The sequence below is a fragment of the Symbioplanes lichenis genome, assembly GCF_030709675.1.
Taxonomy (GTDB): domain Bacteria; phylum Actinomycetota; class Actinomycetes; order Mycobacteriales; family Micromonosporaceae; genus Actinoplanes; species Actinoplanes lichenis.
This window is the reverse complement of record NZ_JAUZQD010000011.1, coordinates 123445-140051: the sequence shown is the minus strand read 5'-3', so window position 1 is coordinate 140051 and position 16607 is coordinate 123445. Positions and strand designations below refer to the sequence as shown.

The following is a 16607-nucleotide window of genomic DNA, read 5'->3' as shown; positions in this document are numbered from 1 at the left end:
GCCTGCTGCCTTCACCCGCCCAATCGGATCTAGTACGGAGAGGTGGTGGTTGTTACTTGACGCCCAGCGACAGGTAGTCGTACATGTTGTACGCCTGGCTGACGAACACGTTCGTCAGGTTCTTCGGGCGGATCAGCAGCGACTTCGAGACGATGCCCGGAACGATGAAGGCGTCGTCCATGACCTTCTGGTCGATCTGCGACCAGTAGGCCTCGCGCTTCGCGTTGTCGGTCTCCGCGATCGCCTGGTCGAGCAGCTTGTCGACCTCGGGGTCGCGCACGGAGATGTTCGACGAGCCACCGGTCGCCCGGATGACCCGGCTGTCGACGATCTGCGAGAGGAAGCCGAAGCCGTCGTTCCAGTCCGCGCCCCAGCTGTTGACGACCAGGCCGAGCTTGTTGGTCTTGGCGTAGCCCGGGTTGCCGGCGTACTGCGAGAAGTAGTCGCCCTGCGGGAACGGCTTGAGGGTCAGCTTGATGCCGACCTTGCCCAGCGCCTGCTGCAGCGACTCGGCGGCGGCCTTCTCCTTCGGACGCTCCGACCGGTACGCGATGTTGGTCTCGAAGCCGTTCGGCTGACCACAGGCGGCGAGGGCCTCCTTGGCCTTGGCCTCGTCACCGGTCGGCGCGCTCACCGGGTACGGGTCGACCTTCTTGTAGCCGGGGATGAACGGCGGCAGGACCGACGTGGCGGGGTCGCCACCGGCGAGGGGGCCGCCGTAAGCGGTCTGGTAGCCGGTGCGGTCCCAGGCGTATTCGATGGCCTTGCGGCAGTCGATCTTGTCCAGCGGGGCGACGTTGCCGTTGATCGACGTGTAGTTCAGGCGCGCGATCGACGGGTTGTCCGTGCCGGCCTTGATCGTCGGGTCACCGACCACGCGGCCGAGCGCGGCGGGCTGCACGCCCGTGCCGACCACGTCGAGGTCCAGGTCGCCCGCGAGCAGGCGGTTGTCGATGTCGTCCGCGTTGACGTTGAGCTGGACCTCGTAGCGGTCCGGCAGCGCCTTGCGGAGCGGGTCGGTCGCCGCGTCCCAGTTCGGGTTGCGCTTGAGGGAGAAGTCCTTGCCCAGGTTGTTCGTGTCGAACATGTACGGGCCGGTCGAGATCACGTGCTGCTTGTAGTTCGCGCCCGTGTCCTTGGCCTCCGGCACCGGCACGGTCTGCGACAGCATCGCGAAGTAGTCGAAGCCGCCGAACGCCTGCTTGAGGTGGAAGACGATCGTGTAGTCGTCCGGCGTCGAGATCGCCTGGTCGGTGTTGACGCCCTTGGACTTGTACGGGCCCTTGTAGCCCTCCGGCAGGTTCAGGAACCCTTCGAAGTACGCGGGGCCGTTCGGGAACGTCTCCTTGTCCGTGGAGCGCAGCACGGCGTACTTGACGTCCGCGGCCTTGACCTCGGTGCCGTCCTCGTACTTGACGCCCTTACGGATCTTGTACGTCCAGGTCTTGCCGCCGTCGCTCGGCACGCCCAGGTCCTCGGCGAGGTCCGGGATCAGCTCGTTGCCGGCCTCGCCGGGCTCGGTCTTGAACGTGAGCAGGCTGCGGCCGTAAAGCCGCAGGAAGTTCCATGAGTAGCCGTAGTAGGTCTCGCCCGGGTCGAGCGAGTCCCAGTCACCGACGTTGGCGAGCCGGATGGTGCCGCCCTTCTTGTCGGAAGGGTTGACCACCTTGGTCAGCGCGGCGTTGAACTCGGCCTTGGTCGAGCTGCTGTCGGAGTCGGAATCACTGTTGCCGCTGCAGGCGGCGGTCAGAGCGAGTGCCAGGACGGCCGTACTGGCCACCAGCACCCTCTTCTTGCGGAACACTACTAGCAACCTCCCTGGTGGAACGGCCCGAAGTCGGACCGCCTGGCTGGAATGGAAGTCATCCCTCGCGTCACTACCGGCGGCTCTTCGGGTCGAGCGCGTCGCGCAGGCCGTCGCCGAAGAGGTTGAACGCGAGCACGGTGATGAAGATGGCCATGCCCGGGAAGAACATGAAGTGCCACAAGGTGTAGAAGCGAGCGGCGTCCGACAGCATGCCGCCCCAGCTGGCCGTGGGCGGCCGGATGCCGACACCCAGGAACGACAGCGCCGCCTCGAACAGGATGTTCGTGGGGATCAGCAGCGTCGCGTAGATGAGGATCGGCGCCACCAGGTTGGGGAGCAGTTCCTTGAAGATGATGTACGGGCCGCGGGCGCCCAGGCTGCGGGCGGCGTCGACGAACTCGCGCTCACGCAGGGACAGCGTCTGCCCGCGGACGATGCGGCCGATGTAGGGCCAGCTGAAGAAGCCGATGATGAAGATCAGCAACGCGATGCGGAGCGTGTCGCCGGACAGCCCGAACGCGGTGTCCGGGATGACGCCGGCGAGGGCGATCGAGAAGACCAGCAGCGGGAACGCCAGGAAGACGTCCATCGCCCGGCTGATCAGCGAGTCCACCCAGCCGCCGAAGAAGCCGGCCACCACGCCCAGGGTCGCGCCGATGACCACGGAGAGCAGCGTGGCCAGGAACGCGATCAGCAGCGAGATGCGGGCGCCGTAGACGACGCGGCTGAAGATGTCGCGGCCGTTCTGCGGCTCCACCCCGAAGAGGTGGTCGCCGCTGATGCCGGTGCCACCCTTGGGCGCGAGCGTGTTGACGTCGATGAGGTCCTGATGGAACTCGTTCGGCGGTCCACCGAGGAGCTTCACGATCAGCGGCGCGAACAGCGCCACCAGGATCAGGAAGACGATCGTGTAACCGCCGGCCATGGCGACCTTGTCGCGCTTGAGGCGGTTCCAGGCGATGCGGCCGAGTGAACGGCCCTCGATCTTCTTGCCGGGGGCGGCGCCCTGGGCCGGATCCGGATTCACCGGAACCTGCTCAGGAACCGCTGTGCCTGGTCCTACGACCATGGAGCGCCCGGTCCTCTCCCCGGCGTCCGCGGTGCGACGCCTCACCGGCCCGCGGCGTCTGGCACCGCCGGGTCGGCCCGGCCCCGCAGCGCGGGCAACCGATCGGTTGTCGCGTACGTGGACTTCGACGGCCGGACCCGGAGTGGGTGACTTCGGGGCTGGCACGCTCGACCCGCGAGGCGGTGGGTCGCTCGCGTGTCAGAGGAACGCTCACGTAATTCCGCCTGCCGGTCAAGAGGCCGAATAGCTCGTAACCAACTTCACGCCGCTCCGTGACGAAGGTGTGACCTCGAGGGAAATTTAACCAGGCGGTGACTTGCAGATGACACAGAGGAGTGATCTTGGGCCACGGAGCGCCGTGGCCTTCGATCTTGAACCTAAACGGCCCGTCGGCCTTCGAATGCTCGGCCGAGGGTGATCTCGTCGGCGTACTCCAGGTCACCACCGACCGGAAGACCGCTCGCGAGCCGGGTGACGGCGAGGCCCATGGGCTTGATCATAAGAGCGAGGTAGGTTGCCGTGGCCTCACCCTCAGTATTCGGATCGGTGGCGAGGATCAGCTCCTTCACCTCGCCCGTGCCCACCCGCAGCAGCAGCTCGCGGATGCGCAGGTTGTCCGGGCCGACGCCCTCGAGCGGATTGATGGCGCCACCCAGGACGTGATAGCGGCCCCGGAACTCGCCGGTCCGCTCGATCGCCACGATGTCCTTGGGCTCCTCGACCACGCAGAGCACCTCGTTGGTCCGCCGGGGGTCGCGGCAGACCCGGCACTGGTCCGACTCGGCCACGTTGAAGCAGGTCGTGCAGAAGCGGACCAGCTCCTTGACCTTGCGCAGACTCGTGGCCAGCCGGTTCACGTCGGCCGGATCCGCCGAGAGGATGTGGAACGCGATCCGCTGGGCGCTCTTCGGGCCGACGCCCGGCAGCCGCCCCAGCTCGTCGATCAGGTCCTGGATGGCACCTTCGTACACGGGCTCAGAACCCCGGCAGGCTCAGGCCGCCGAGACCACCGGTCGCCGAGCCCATCTTCTGCTCGGTCAGCTCCCGCTGCGCCTCGGCCGCGTTGTGGATGGCGGCCAGCACCAGGTCCTCCAGCGTCTCGACGTCGTCGGCGTCGACCGCCTTGGGGTCGATCTTCACCGACTTGAACTCGCCCAGCCCGGTCACCACGACGGTCACCAGCCCGCCGCCGGCCGTGCCGGTCAGCTCGGTCTCGGCCAGCTCGGCCTGAGCCTTGGCGACCTGCTCCTGCATCTTCTGCGCCTGCTTCATGATCTGCTGCATGTTCGGCTGTCCACCGGGGCGCATCACATAACTCCTCGATAAAAGGGATGGTCAGCTCCATTGTCCCGGTCTTCGGGCCGGGCGCACGGAGCCGGGTCAGGACTCGCTGATCAACTCAGCCCCGAAGGCGTCCCGCAACAACTGCACGGCCTGCGCCTCACTGCTCTTCCGAGCCGTCTTCTCGTCGATGACGTCGTCCAGCGGCTCGTCGCCCGGATCGAACCCCTCGTACGCCCCGTCGCCCTTCGCCGGCCCGTCGTACTCGGGGTCGTACGGCGCTTCCTCCGTCGGCGACCCGTCCGACCAGGTGCCCGTGGCGCCCGCTCCCCCGCCGGCGGCCGCGGCCCGGCCGGCACTCTGCGCCCGGGCCGCCGCCACGGCCGCTGCCGCCTTGCCCGGCGCGGCTGCCCTGTCCGGTGCGGTCGTGGCCGCCGCCGGCGCGTTGGTCGTCGTGGCCGCCCCTGAGCTCATCGCGGGCCCGCTCGCGTGCGCCGTTGCGGCACCTGTGCCTCGTGCGGCCGCTGCTCGAGCCGCTGCTATCCCACTGCCGGCCGCTCCGGCGCCGGCCGGCTTGGCGCTCGGCCCGGAACGGGCTTCGGCAGGCGGCGGCGCGGGGAAGTTCCGCGGGTCCCGCGCCGGACTCAGCTGGTCCGGCGCTGGGCTTGGCGGGGCCGGGGCCGGGGCCGGAGCAGGGCTGCGCGGAGCCGAAGCCGGGGTCGGGGTGAGAGCCGCTGTCACCGGCGCCTCGGTATGTCCCGGGGCTGCGGCGACCGGAGCCGGGCTCACCGGAGCCGGGCCGCTCCGCGCGACGTGCGAGGCGGCCGGGCTCAGATCGACTGTGGGCGAGCTGCTCTGCGCCACCATGGGCGAGCTCGACGCCTGCGAGCCGGGCCGGACGGGCTCAGGCCACGCGTCGTCCTCCTCGGCTTCCGGCTCGGCGATCGCACTCGGCGCCGGAGCGAGCCCACCCGGGCGCACCGGCTCCGGCCAGCCGCCGTCGTCATCGTCACTCGGTCCCGCGCCGGCTGTCGCCCCGCCCGCGGTGGCTCTCGCGGGTGCGGCCGGCGGCGCCCCCTCCCGACCACGGGCGGGCGTGGGCTGCGGCACGGTCTCGCGGCTGCGGGCGGCTCCGGGTGGTGGTCCGGGCTGCCCGATCGGCTCGCTGCCCCGACCGGGCGCCGACTGTGCCACGGTCTCGCGGTTGCGCGCGGGCGCGTTGTCGGCAGCTCGGGCCCGCGGCGCGGCGTTCCGGTCCGGGGCGGTCGCGGCCGGCAGGTCCCGCGCGGCTTCGTTCGACGGTCCGGCCGGCGTCGAGCCCTGCGGCCCACCCGGTGGAGGCCCCTGCGGCCGGCGCGGAGCGGAGCCGCCACCGCCCCCGGAACCGCCCTCGCCCGCCACATCGCACCGGATCTGCCAGCGGCCGCCCAGCGCCTCGTACAGCGCGTCCGAGATCAGGCTCGGATCCGCCGCCACCATCCGCGCGTGGGCCGGGAAGCGGAACGTCAGGACAACCGTCTGCCCCTCCAACTCCCGCACCGTGGCCCCCTGGGCCAGCGCGGCGATCTTCTTGCTCTTCCGGCCGACCGTCGAGATGATCTCCGGCCAGACCTCCCGGATCGACGCCGCGGTCAACTGACCGGGCACCGCGGCCGCGGGCGCCGCACTCTCCCCACCAGCCTCCGGCGCATCCGGCATGATCCCCGCCGGCGCCCCACCCGCAGGCGCCACCGAACCACCCGACGCAGGCGCGACCGGCCCAGCCGACACGGGTGCGGCCGAGCCGGCCGGAGCCGACACGGGCGAAACCGGTCCGGCCGGCCCGGACGTGGGCGCAGCCGCGACGCTCACGGACGGCGCCGAAACAGGAGCAGCCGACGAAACAGGCGCGGCGAACGCGGGATCGTCATCGTCCCAGGGCGGCCCGTCCTCCTCCGGCGGGTCGACGTCGTCCAAGCCGTCATAGTCGGGCGCAGCCGAAACCGGAGCAGCAGCACTCGGCGCGGCCGACACCGGAGCAGTAGCACTCGGCGCGGCCGACACCGGAGCCGGAGCACTCGGTGCGGCGGAAACGGGGGCGCTGGTCGCAGCAGCGGTGTTGAAAGCAGCGGACGCAGGAACAGGGGCGCTCGGCGCCGCCGAGGCCGGGGCGACCGCCGCAGCAGCCGCGCCCGCCGCAGCCGATCCCGCGGCCGCACCCGGGCGCCTCGACGCCGCGGCCTTGGCCGCCGCCCGAGCCGCGGAGATCCCGCCTCCCGCACCACCCGAAGCCCCCGAACCCGACGCACCAACCGGAGCCGCGGCGGGCAAGCCGGCCGCCGGAGCACCGCCGCCGAGCGGCCCACTGACTCCGGCGATGGACTGGCCGGACGGCGCCGAGCCGGCGGCCGCGATCTCGCCGAAGCCCTCCGCCGAGTCTCCGCCGAGCGTGAGCCGGCGCTCCATCCGCTCGAGCCGCTGCAGCAGGGCCCCGGTGGAATCCTCCGCGCCGGGCAGCAGCATCCGCGCGGTGACCAACTCCAGCAGCAGCCGCGGAGCAGTCGTGCCGCGCATCTCGACCAGGCCGTTGTGCACGATGTCGGCGCAGCGGGACAGGGTGGCCGGGCCCAGGCGGGTGGCCTGGGCGCCCATCTGCTCGAGCTGGTCAGCCGGGCCGTCGATGAGGCCCTTGGTGACGGCGTCGGGGACCTGCTGAAGGACGATCAGGTCGCGGAAGCGCTCGAGCAGGTCGGAGGCGAAGCGCCGGGGGTCGTGTCCGGCCTCGGCGACGCGGTCGATCGTCTGGTAGGCGGCGGCGCCGTCGCCGGCGGCCAGGGCGTCGCACATCTCGTCGAGCAGGGTGACGTCGGTGACGCCGAGCAGGGCGACCGCCCGGGAGTAACTGACCCCCTCGGGGCCGGCGCCGGCGATGAGCTGGTCGAGCACCGACAGCGTGTCGCGGGCGCTGCCGCCGCCCGCGCGGACCACCAGCGGGAAGACGGCCGGATCGACGTGGATGCCCTCGGCCTCGGTCAACTGCTGGAGGTACGGCCGGAGCGTCGCCGGCGGGATCAGGCGGAACGGATAGTGGTGCGTCCGCGACCGGATCGTGCCGAGCACCTTGTCGGGCTCGGTCGTGGCGAAGATGAACTTGACGTATTCCGGCGGCTCCTCGACGAGCTTGAGCAGCGCGTTGAAGCCGGCCGACGAGACCATGTGGGCCTCGTCGATCACGTAGATCTTGTAGCGGCTGCTGGCCGGGGCGAAGAACGCCTTCTCCCGGAGGTCGCGCGCGTCGTCCACGCCGCCGTGGCTGGCCGCGTCGATCTCGATGACGTCGATCGAGCCGGCGCCGTCGTTGGCCAGCGACTTGCACGAGGCGCAGACGCCGCACGGCTCCGGGGTGGGACCCTGCTCACAGTTGAGCGAGCGGGCCAGGATGCGGGCACTCGAGGTCTTGCCGCACCCGCGCGGCCCGGAGAACAGGTAGGCATGGTTGAGCCGCCCGCTGCGCAACGCCTGCGACAGCGGCTCGGTGACGTGCTCCTGCCCGATGACCTCGGCAAACGTGCGGGGCCGGTACTTGCGGTAGAGGGCCAGTGCCACTCCTGCCTCCTCTGGACGACCGCGCCATTCTCCGTCGAGGGTGTGACAACGACAAACAGGCGCGGCGCGAGCGGGGGAAGCGCCCGCGGACCCGGCGGCGCCGAAAAGAAAGGACCCCCCGTGCACCCGCCAGAGCCCGCTTATCCTTGCTGCCTTCCGGCCCTGGGGAGGTTCACGGGATACACGCCGCACGAGGGGCTGCCGACAGCGTATCCGACCCCCTCCGGGCCCCGGGGGGCGGTCCCGGCGAAAGCGGCTGGACGGGTTCTGTAAGCTGGCCGACGGAGGATTCGCCTAGAGGCCTAGGGCGCACGCTTGGAAAGCGTGTTGGGTTCACACCCTCACGAGTTCGAATCTCGTATCCTCCGCCAGCTCCCCGGGGCGCCACGACGGCCACCCCGAGGCTTCACGAAGGCCGGGACCGCATTGCGGGACCCGGCCTTCAGTGTCTTCAGAGCCCCCCACGGGCGAGACCACGCGCGCCGGACGAAACACGACCGGATCACCCACGCCCGCTCCCGTCGCGTAATCCGGATTGCCTTGCGCGATCCGGACGGACGCGGTGTGCGCCGCCCACCCTGGGACCGGATCTACGCTGAACCCTCCCAACCCGGACGAAAGCGATGCCATGCTGGCCACAGTGAATGATCACCGTTCCGATGTCGCCGTCTTGCGTCTGACCGGCGAGCTCGACTCGGACACCGCCCCCAAGCTGCATTTTCTCCTCGCGGAGCTGCTGGAGAGACCCGTACCGCGGATCGTCGTCGATCTGTCGGGACTGAAGTTCTGCGACTCCGTGGGGCTCAGCGCCTTCATCACGGCGAAGCAGGTGATCACGGCGCGGGGCGGGTGGCTGAGCTTCGCCGGCGCCAGCCGCTTCGTCGTCGACCTGCTCGACACCGTCGGCCTGAACCGCTACTTCGCCATCTTCGCGGAAGTCGACGACGCCATTGCCGCAGCCCAGCTCTGAAGAAGCCGGCCGAGGACAAAAAACAACCGAGCCGGATCCACAAGGGACCCGGCTCGGTGTCACAGTCGGCTGGCCGAGAGAGAAAGCATGCGGCGCAGCCCGGCTCCTGGCGTCCTCAGATCTGACGCCACCGCCAGCGTGGTCCGCGCCACGCGTCGGCCAGGATCAGCGCGGACGCCTTTCCCGGACACTGCTGCACCTTCGACTTGCCCGCAGGACCGCCCATCTGGGCTTCGACTTCCCAGACCTCGCCGTCGGTGCGGACGTAGACGTCACGCCGTGCGAGCCTGACGTCACCATTCCACCAGTGCTGCTCAACTCTCACACGTCGACTTTATGACAGACATCGAAGCTGGCGCTCGGGGCAAATCTGTGAATGTTGTTCACCGGTCAGCCGGACGGTGATGTCCGATCCGGTGGTTTTGGGTTCCGAGACTTGCGTCACGCCGTCATATTAGGGCGGCGCTCGAAATGACACTGTACGTAGTTGTCGCAGCTAGCGAACGTGATCAACTTGCCCCGAAACGGCGCCGACACGTCATCGTCATCTGACGGGCCGTCATGGGAGCGAGTCCAACCGGGGCGGAGCGGCCGGCCAGACCAACATCACCCGGCACGGTGCGTGGTCAACGACAAATCGGGCCGCTCTCCCCAAACTTCGCGGACCCAACCGGCTTTGTTCACCGTCCCGGGCGAGAACAAGCACATCCGCATCAGCGCACGCTGTCACCACTTCGTGGTCGGGGCGCCCACGCAGAGTGAGAGTGCCGGCGTCCCGGCCGAGTTTCGCCCGCGCCGCCTCGAACAGCCGGCGCTCGGCCCCGGCGAGCAGCTCCGCGGGATCCGCCCCGGCCAGCCGGCCCAGCAGTCCCGCCGATCCGCTCAGCGCAGCCTCGGTGCCGACGTCGACCACGTGCAGCAGCGTGATGTCCGCCCCCGGGAAGTCACGGGCAGCGTCCACACACGCCTCCCACGTGCCCTCGGTGAGCCATACCAGGATCCTCATATTCCCGACACTCGCAGACTCAGCCACAGCGACACCACCCCCGCCAGCAGACAGGCCGGCACCGTGAGGGCCCCGAGCCGCAGGAACTCCCCGGTCACCGGCGGATGCCCACGCCCGTGCAGGATGCGCCGCCAGAGCAGAGTCGCGAGCGAACCCACGTACGTCAGATTGGGTCCGATGTTCGCCCCCAGCAGCACCGCCAGCACGAGCCCGGGCGAGTGCGCGGCGAGCGGCAGCAGCATCAGCGTCGCGGGGAGATTGTTCAACACATTCGCGAGTACGGCCGCCAGCCCCGCCATCAGCAGCAGCCCGAGCAGATCGGGGCGGTGCGGGGCGACCCGGTCGACCACGTCACCGAAGCCGCTGTCGCTCACCGCCAGCACCACGACGCCGAGCGCGAGAACGAAGAGGCAGAACCCCGGATTGGCCTGCCTGATCAGCGTACGCACGGGTTGCCGCTGCCGTACGGCCAGCACGACCGCCCCCGCGAGCGCGACCCACGCGGGGTGCACGCCCACCGGCCCGGCCACCGCGAACCCGGCCAGCGTCACTCCCAGCACCGCGAGCGCGAACCGGGGTGCCGGCTCGCGCGGCACGTCGACGGTGTGCGCCGGCGTGTCGAGATCGTCGGCGAAGAAGCGGCGCAGCACCAGGTACTCGACCGCGACGACGGCCAGCCACGGCAACGCCATGAGCCCAGCGAACGCGAGGAACGACAGGCCCGCCGCGGACATCGCCAGCAGGTTGGTGAGGTTGGAGACGGGCAGCAGGAGGGAGGCCGAGTTGGCCAGGTGGTTGCAGGCGTAGACGTGCGGCTTCGGGCGTACGCCCAGGGTCGAGGCCGTGGCAAAGACCACCGGCGTGAGCAGGACGACCGTCGCGTCGAGGCTCAGCGCCGCGGTGACCGCCGACGCGATGACGAACACGATGCCGAGCAGCCGCCGCGGTGAGCCCCGGCTCCATCGGGCCGCCGTGGCCCCGGCATAGCGGAAGACGCCGGCTTCGTCCGCGAGGTACGCGAGCAGCAGCACCGCCGCGAGAAAGCCGACCGTCGGCCCGAGCTCGCCCAGCTCGTGCACCGCGTCCCGCCACGATACGAGCCCGGCGCCGATCGCGACGACCGCGGCCGGCACGGCGGCCACCGCCTCGGGCAGCCCTCGGGGCCGGGCCACGGCGAAGCCGAGGACACCGGCGAGCAGTACGAGCGAAAAGACAGTGATCACCAGCAGCGCGTTGTGCCCGGGTGCCCTACCGTCGAAACCATGCTCCGCCGCTGGGTGCAAGCCGCCGCATTGCTGGTCGCCGGGATCGTCCTGTTTTTCGTATCGGGCCCGGTGGCTTTGATCGTCTTCGTGCTGCTGGCCGTCGTAGCGTCGCCCCTGGTCTTCCCGCGCTCGCTCTCCGCCGCCGAGGCCAAGCGCCGCCAGGCCCGGGACGGCCGCCCGATCATCTACTGGCGCCCGGGCTGCCCGTTCTGCCTGCGGTTGCGCGCCACCCTCGGCGTCCGTTCGCGCCGGGCCCACTGGGTCGACATCTGGCAGGACCCGGAGGGCGCCGCCGATGTCCGCGCCGTGGCGAACGGCAACGAGACCGTCCCCACCGCCATCACCGCCACGGGCGCCTTCGTCAACCCGAACCCGCGTCACCTGCGCACGACGATCGGAATCTGACATGCCGCACGGCGTCGTCCTCCTGCCCGACCGGGCCACGCACGCACGGCTGGCCGCCCTGGCCGCCACGGTCGCCGGGCCGGACCCCATCAGCCGGCTGGGCGAGAAGGCCCCGGCCCACGTCTCGGTCGCGCACTTCGAGGGCCCCGCTGACTCCGTACGCGAACGGGCTGCTCGTCATCCGCACCGCTCGCTGGCGGTCAAAGTCATCGGCCTGCTCTACACCGTTGTGCCCGAAGGTGACTATTACGTGCCCGAGGGCGGCTGCTATTTCGGCGTCGAGATGGTGCGCCGGCCCGACCTCGACGCCCTGCACACCGAGGTGCTCGGCTGGATCGAGGAGGCGGGCGCCACCCCGCTGGGTGCGGTCGGTACGGACTTCCGCCCGCACATCACCCTCGGCATGACCCGGTCACCGTCGTTGCCGGCGCTCACCGAGGTTCCGCTCGGCGAGATCCCGGTCACTCTGGCGTTCGGCGAGCTGGGTCCGTACGGCACCTTCCCCGGCCTGAGCCCGCCGGCGTAACCGTCACGCGCACAGCCTCAGGCGGCCACGGACGGGCACCGCGACCCCGCAATTGTCTCCTTCCAGACGGTGTCTTTGTCTCCTTCGGGGCGTGGCGCTGCGCCCGCGGCGGCGCAGGGGCTACCGTCACTCGCTGAGAAACACATGTTCGTGGGGGGATTCGTGTCGACTTTCGCTGCCGCCGTAGCGCGGGGCAAGAACGGCTGGACGGCATCCGAGCTGGAGCTCTCCGGGGCGGGCGACATCGACGAGGTGGTGGACCGCCTGCGGGACGCCGAGCCGGACGCCGAGGTGTCGCTGCTCTTCGTCGAGGCCGACGATCAGTACCTGGTGATCCTGCGCCTGGACGAGGGCGAGGACCTGCGGGTCTTCGGGTCGGACTCGGCCTTCGCCGACGAGAGCCGGCTGGGAACGCTGCTGCTGGCCGACGTGGAGACGCCGCCGGTCGGGATCGACGAGCTGGCCGGGAGCCGGTCGGCGGACGACGAGGACGACGCCGGGTCGGACTTCGACGCCGACGACGAGGACGACGACGAGGACGACCGGCCCGCGGCGGACCCGGACGCCGACCCGGTCGGCGACGTCGAGATCCTGGCCGACCTGGGGATCAGCGCCAACCGGCTGCTCACCCTCTGCGGCCTGGAGGGCATGCTGCCCGCCGACGTGACCGCGGAGATCTGCCAGAAGCTCGGCGCCGGCGACGAGCTGGAAGAGCTGCGCGACGCGTGAGGAGCCGTCCTCTGCACGAGGCGTGGATGCGGCGGGCCCTGTCCGTCGCGTCCACCCGGCCCTCGGCCGAGGACGTCCCGGTCGGCGCGGTGATCTACGGCCCCACCGGCATCGAGCTGGCGGTCGGCGCCAACGAGCGTGAGGTGGACGGGGACCCGACCGCGCACGCCGAGATCCTGGCCCTGCGCCGCGCGGCCCAGGTCGCCGGCACCTGGCGCCTCGACGGCTGCACGCTGGTCGTCACCCTGGAACCCTGCACGATGTGCGCGGGGGCGCTGGTGCTCGCCCGCATGGAGACGCTGGTCTTCGGCGCGTGGGAACCCAAGACCGGCGCGGTCGGCTCCCTCTGGGACGTGGTCCGGGACAGACGTCTGAACCACCGCCCAGAGGTGTACGCCGGAGTGCTCGAGGAAGAGTGTTCCGCGCTGATGCGGTCGTTCTTCCGTGGCCCCCTATGAGATCGCGGTGTCGAGCCCGATCCGCACCATGTCGGCGAAGCCCTGCTCCCGCTGCGCCGAGTCCATCTTCTCGCCGGTCTTGATGTGGTCGCTGACGGTCAGGATCGTCAGCGCCTTCGCCCGGTACCGCGCCGCGATCGTGTAGATCGCCGCCGACTCCATCTCCACGGCCAGCACCCCGTAGTCGGCCAGCGTGTCGTTCAGATCCGGCCGGTCGGTGTAGAACGCGTCAGCCGCGAACACCGGACCCACCCGCATCGGTACGCCCCGGCGCTCAGCCACATCCACGGCGGTGCGCAGCAACCCGAAGTCCGCCACGGGCGCATAGTCGACGAGCCCGTCGAAGCGCACCCGGTTCATGTTCGAGTCGGTCGCCGACCCGTTGGCCGCGATCACATCCCCGAGCCCGAGCTCCTCCGACAGGGCGCCACAGGAGCCAATGCGGATCACGGACTTCACGCCGTACTCATTGATCAGCTCATGCGTGTAGATCGACGCCGACGGCATCCCCATGCCCGACCCCTGCACCGAGACGGTCTGGCCCTCCCACTTGCCGGTGAACCCCAGCATCCCCCGAACCCGCGTGTAGCAGACCGCATCCTCCAGGAACGTCTCCGCGATCCACTTCGCCCGCATCGGATCCCCGGGAAGCAGGACCCGCTCAGCAATCTCCCCCGGCTGCGCGCCGATGTGCACACTCATGGCTGCTGATCCTGCCAGGTCCCCCCACCCCCCTCCTGCGGACCTGCCAAAACACCCCCGGGCGATCGAGAGGGGTAACCCGCGCGCGGGCGCCCGGGGGCGTCGGGTAACGTACTTCCCGGTGGTGTGTCCGAGCGGCCTAAGGAGCACGCCTCGAAAGCGTGTGAGGGTTTACGCCCTCCAAGGGTTCAAATCCCTTCACCACCGCCACGCAGCAGGGTAACGCCCGGCAGCTCCAAGCGAGCCGCCGGGCGTTTCTCGTTGCGATGACAGCCCCGGGAAATCCGCCCTGCGTTATCGGTGGCCGACCCACCAGATGAGAGCAGTCATCAGCGCACCGCCGGCCGATGTCGCCATGCCGCCGAGCAAGCCGTACGCCACCTTCGAGACCATGCGGCGCATGCCCGAAGCAGCCTGGCGATCTTCACACAATTTCGTCCCCCTTGTTCCCTGTCCGACCTGGTGTCCGAATTCAGGATGCCGAGCGGGGTAGTGCTGCATCGAATGCAACGCCTGTTGCAAAACTTCGTGCACCAGATGACTGCCGATCCGTGCCCGGCTATCAATGTCCCGTGAACAAACAACCGGGCGAGCTCAGCCCGATCAGCGACGGCTTGCATCCGGCACGCCGCAAGCTGGCCGAAGCACTGCGGGCCGTGTTCGGGACGCTGCCGGTCTCGGTGCGGAAGTACGCGGCGAGTCAGGGGCTCACCGCCAGCAATGTCACCCGGTACCTGAAGGGCGATGTGCTGCCTCCCGAGACCTTCATCGCCGACCTTCTGCACGAGGCGGGTGGACGGCCGGAGGCAGCCGCGGAGCTGAACGAGCTGTATCGCGCGGCGCAGGACGCTCAGCCGCGCGGTTGGGGAAATGCCACGCGGCTCCGGCGGGAGGTCGCCGAGGCGACGCGACGGGCCCAGTCGGCGCAGCAGTTGCTCGCGGCGGCAGCCGATCAGCTCGCCGTGGCACAGGCCCGGATCTCCGATCTCGAGCGGGAATGCGAGATCTTGCGCGGCCATCGCCGCCGGGTTCCGCGGGCGGCCGTGCACCACTACTGGGACGTCTTCCAGCGGTCGTGCCTGGCCGACCAGCGCATGCCGGCTGAGTACGTCGCTGCGATCGACCAGGCCACCGACTGGATCGTCGAGCAGTTCGACGTGCCGGATTCGGCTGAGCCGTTCCAGGCGCGGGTGAAGATTCTCATTCCGGTCGGCGCCGGCAAGACGGCGTACGCGACCGGCACGGTGGCGAAGGCCATCGATTCGGGGTATCGCCTCGTGCTGGTCCTCAGCCCGCCGTTCAACGCCTTCAGGACGCAGCTGCAGAGCCGCCTGTCCGACGTCCTGGGTGGACCCGGCGTTCTCTGGCTCACCGGTGATCACCACGACTACCGCAAGGTATCCGCTGGCTTCGAACTGCTGCGCCCGTCCCACGACATCGCGAGTCTCCTGGTGGTGAAGCGCACGGCGACGATTCTGCGCAGACTCGTCAAGGACATCGCCGACGTCCCTGGGCGACAGGAGCTTCCGGCGCTCATCCTCGACACCGACGGCGGGGACCTGCCGGAGGGCAGCGTGACCGACCGTCTGATCGAGGATCTCCTGCGTCTGCTGCCGCGGGCACAACACGTCCGGTTCGCCGATACGAGGCCGGCCGCGCGACGGACCGCACACGAAGCGCTGATCTCGATCCCGGCCTGACCGCGGTTGGCTGCCCGGCGGACCGATCGCCCGTACGCTGGCTCGGTGACCTCCAGAGATCCGGTTGCCGACCTGCGCCGAATCGCCTTCCTGCTGGAACGGGCGAACGAGGCGACCTATCGGGTCAAGGCGTTCCGCTCGGCCGCGGCGACGGTCGGCGCCCTGCCGCGCGAGGAGTTGCTGCGGCGCACGGCCGAGGGCAAGCTGTCCGAGCTCAGCGGCGTCGGCGACGTCACCGCTCGGTGCATCGGCGAGTCGCTGGGCGGGGAGGTTCCGGTCTATCTGCGGCGGCTGGAGTCGACCGAGGGGACCGATCTGGCCGGGGCGGCCGCGGCGCTGCGGGCGGCGCTGCGCGGGGATTGTCACTCGCACTCGGACTGGTCCGACGGTGGGTCGCCGATCGAGGAGATGGCGCTGGCGGCGGTCGAGCTCGGTCACGAATATCTGGTGCTGACCGATCATTCGCCCCGGCTGACCGTGGCGAACGGGCTCAGTCCGGCCCGGCTCCGCAAGCAGCTCGACCGGGTGCGGAAGGTCAATGACGCGCTGCCCGAGGGCTTCCGGATCCTGACCGGGATCGAGGTCGACATTCTGGCCGACGGGTCGCTCGACCAGGAGGACGAGCTGCTGGAGCAACTCGACGTGGTGGTCGGGTCGGTGCACAGCGGACTGCGGGACGACGCGGCGAAGATGACGCGGCGGATGGTGCGGGCCGTGAGCAATCCGCATCTGGACATTCTCGGGCACATGACCGGACGCAAAGTCTCCGCGCAAGGGGATGGCGACAAGGCGCACCGCGGGGGGCGTACGCGGCCGCCGTCTGATTTTGATCTGGAGAAGGTCCTCGCGGCGTGCGTCGAGCACGGCAAGGCGGTCGAGATCAACTCGCGGCCCGACCGGCTGGACCCGCCCAAGCGCATGCTGACGCGCGCGGTCGAGGCCGGCTGCCTCTTCAGCATCGACACCGACGCGCACGCGCCGGGGCAGCTCGACTGGCAACGGTACGGATGCGAGCGCGCCGCCCTCTGCGGTGTCCCCGCCGAGCGTGTCGTCAACACCTGGACGGCGCAGAAGCTACTCGAATGGACGGGGTCGCGGTAGGTA

16 protein-coding genes, 2 tRNA genes and 1 other RNA gene are annotated in these 16607 nt (G+C 70.2%); 9 read left to right on the top strand and 10 right to left on the bottom strand.

Translation table 11 applies throughout. The features are described from left to right. Positions 1-52 precede the first annotated feature (52 nt). From RAN62_RS26175 to ffs, 6 genes are all read right to left on the bottom strand, one after another. A complete protein-coding gene (locus RAN62_RS26175) occupies positions 53-1804 on the bottom strand; it encodes an ABC transporter substrate-binding protein (RefSeq protein ID WP_305787418.1) in 1752 nt (583 codons plus the stop codon). Between the two features lie 73 nt (positions 1805-1877). Next, complete coding sequence (locus tag RAN62_RS26170) at positions 1878-2834, bottom strand: ABC transporter permease (RefSeq protein WP_305787417.1); 957 nt, start codon at positions 2832-2834, stop codon at positions 1878-1880. Positions 2835-3253: 419 nt separating this feature from the next. Beyond that, entirely contained in the window at positions 3254-3847 is a 594-nt protein-coding gene (recR, locus tag RAN62_RS26165; protein ID WP_305787416.1) for a recombination mediator RecR, read from the bottom strand. 4 nt (positions 3848-3851) lie between these two features. Further along, on the bottom strand, positions 3852-4160 hold the full coding sequence (locus RAN62_RS26160) for a YbaB/EbfC family nucleoid-associated protein (protein WP_305787582.1): 309 nt from the start codon (positions 4158-4160) through the stop codon (positions 3852-3854). A gap of 96 nt (positions 4161-4256) precedes the next feature. Further along, the gene (locus RAN62_RS26155; protein ID WP_305787415.1) at positions 4257-7742 is read right to left on the bottom strand and encodes a DNA polymerase III subunit gamma and tau; all 3486 of its coding nucleotides are present in this window, start codon (positions 7740-7742) and stop codon (positions 4257-4259) included. 106 nt (positions 7743-7848) lie between these two features. Next, positions 7849-7945: signal recognition particle sRNA small type (ffs, locus tag RAN62_RS26150), an RNA gene on the bottom strand. 80 nt (positions 7946-8025) lie between these two features. Here ffs and RAN62_RS26145 point away from each other — a divergent pair. Beyond that, positions 8026-8113: transfer RNA gene (locus RAN62_RS26145), tRNA-Ser, on the top strand. 269 nt (positions 8114-8382) lie between these two features. After that, positions 8383-8712 carry an STAS domain-containing protein gene (locus RAN62_RS26140; RefSeq protein WP_369077204.1) on the top strand — a complete coding sequence of 110 codons (330 nt, stop codon included), beginning with the start codon at positions 8383-8385 and terminating at the stop codon, positions 8710-8712. Between the two features lie 115 nt (positions 8713-8827). Here RAN62_RS26140 and RAN62_RS26135 read toward each other — a convergent pair whose 3' ends face one another. From RAN62_RS26135 to RAN62_RS26125, 3 genes are all read right to left on the bottom strand, one after another. After that, positions 8828-9037 carry a hypothetical protein gene (locus tag RAN62_RS26135; protein ID WP_305787413.1) on the bottom strand — a complete coding sequence of 70 codons (210 nt, stop codon included), beginning with the start codon at positions 9035-9037 and terminating at the stop codon, positions 8828-8830. Between the two features lie 234 nt (positions 9038-9271). Further along, entirely contained in the window at positions 9272-9718 is a 447-nt protein-coding gene (locus RAN62_RS26130) for a universal stress protein (protein ID WP_305787412.1), read from the bottom strand. After that, a complete protein-coding gene (locus RAN62_RS26125; protein WP_305787411.1) occupies positions 9715-10941 on the bottom strand; it encodes an SLC13 family permease in 1227 nt (408 codons plus the stop codon). Before RAN62_RS26125 ends, RAN62_RS26130 begins: the two co-directional genes overlap by 4 nt. Positions 10942-10980: 39 nt before the next feature. Between RAN62_RS26125 and RAN62_RS26120 the strand changes: the two genes are divergently transcribed. The 4 genes from RAN62_RS26120 to RAN62_RS26105 all read left to right on the top strand — a co-directional run bounded on the left by RAN62_RS26120 (position 10981) and on the right by RAN62_RS26105 (position 13101). Beyond that, a complete protein-coding gene (locus RAN62_RS26120) occupies positions 10981-11388 on the top strand; it encodes a glutaredoxin domain-containing protein (RefSeq protein WP_305787410.1) in 408 nt (135 codons plus the stop codon). A 1-nt stretch (position 11389) separates the two neighbouring features. After that, positions 11390-11914 carry a GIY-YIG nuclease family protein gene (locus RAN62_RS26115; RefSeq protein WP_305787409.1) on the top strand — a complete coding sequence of 175 codons (525 nt, stop codon included), beginning with the start codon at positions 11390-11392 and terminating at the stop codon, positions 11912-11914. Positions 11915-12076: 162 nt separating this feature from the next. Then, positions 12077-12643: a tRNA adenosine deaminase-associated protein gene (locus RAN62_RS26110; RefSeq protein ID WP_305787408.1), complete on the top strand. Its 567-nt coding sequence runs from the start codon at positions 12077-12079 to the stop codon at positions 12641-12643. A gap of 26 nt (positions 12644-12669) precedes the next feature. Beyond that, entirely contained in the window at positions 12670-13101 is a 432-nt protein-coding gene (locus RAN62_RS26105; RefSeq protein WP_305787581.1) for a nucleoside deaminase, read from the top strand. Here RAN62_RS26105 and deoD read toward each other — a convergent pair. After that, on the bottom strand, positions 13096-13803 hold the full coding sequence (gene deoD, locus RAN62_RS26100; RefSeq protein ID WP_305787407.1) for a purine-nucleoside phosphorylase: 708 nt from the start codon (positions 13801-13803) through the stop codon (positions 13096-13098). The genes RAN62_RS26105 and deoD overlap by 6 nt on opposite strands. 120 nt (positions 13804-13923) lie before the next feature. On the opposite strand from deoD, the gene RAN62_RS26095 reads away from it, so the two are divergent. The 3 genes from RAN62_RS26095 (at position 13924) to RAN62_RS26085 (ending at position 16604) form a co-directional block, all read left to right on the top strand. Next, positions 13924-14013, top strand: a tRNA-Ser gene (locus RAN62_RS26095). Positions 14014-14375: 362 nt separating this feature from the next. Next, positions 14376-15503, top strand: coding sequence for a hypothetical protein (locus RAN62_RS26090; protein ID WP_305787406.1), 1128 nt, complete (start codon positions 14376-14378; stop codon positions 15501-15503). Positions 15504-15548: 45 nt separating this feature from the next. Further along, positions 15549-16604 (top strand): PHP domain-containing protein, encoded by a 1056-nt coding sequence (locus RAN62_RS26085; protein ID WP_305787405.1) that lies wholly within the window; start codon positions 15549-15551, stop codon positions 16602-16604. Positions 16605-16607 lie beyond the last annotated feature (3 nt).

Bases quoted from the DNA above. Each gene is read 5' to 3' on its own strand.
- RAN62_RS26160 (WP_305787582.1), bottom strand. From the start codon at position 4,160: ATGCAGCAGATCATGAAGCAGGCGCAGAAGATGCAGGAGCAGGTCGCC.
- RAN62_RS26130 (WP_305787412.1), bottom strand. From the start codon at position 9,718: ATGAGGATCCTGGTATGGCTCACCGAGGGCACGTGGGAGGCGTGTGTG.
- RAN62_RS26120 (WP_305787410.1), top strand. From the start codon at position 10,981: ATGCTCCGCCGCTGGGTGCAAGCCGCCGCATTGCTGGTCGCCGGGATC.
- RAN62_RS26115 (WP_305787409.1), top strand. From the start codon at position 11,390: ATGCCGCACGGCGTCGTCCTCCTGCCCGACCGGGCCACGCACGCACGG.
- RAN62_RS26105 (WP_305787581.1), top strand. From the start codon at position 12,670: ATGCGGCGGGCCCTGTCCGTCGCGTCCACCCGGCCCTCGGCCGAGGAC.
- deoD (WP_305787407.1), bottom strand. From the start codon at position 13,803: ATGAGTGTGCACATCGGCGCGCAGCCGGGGGAGATTGCTGAGCGGGTC.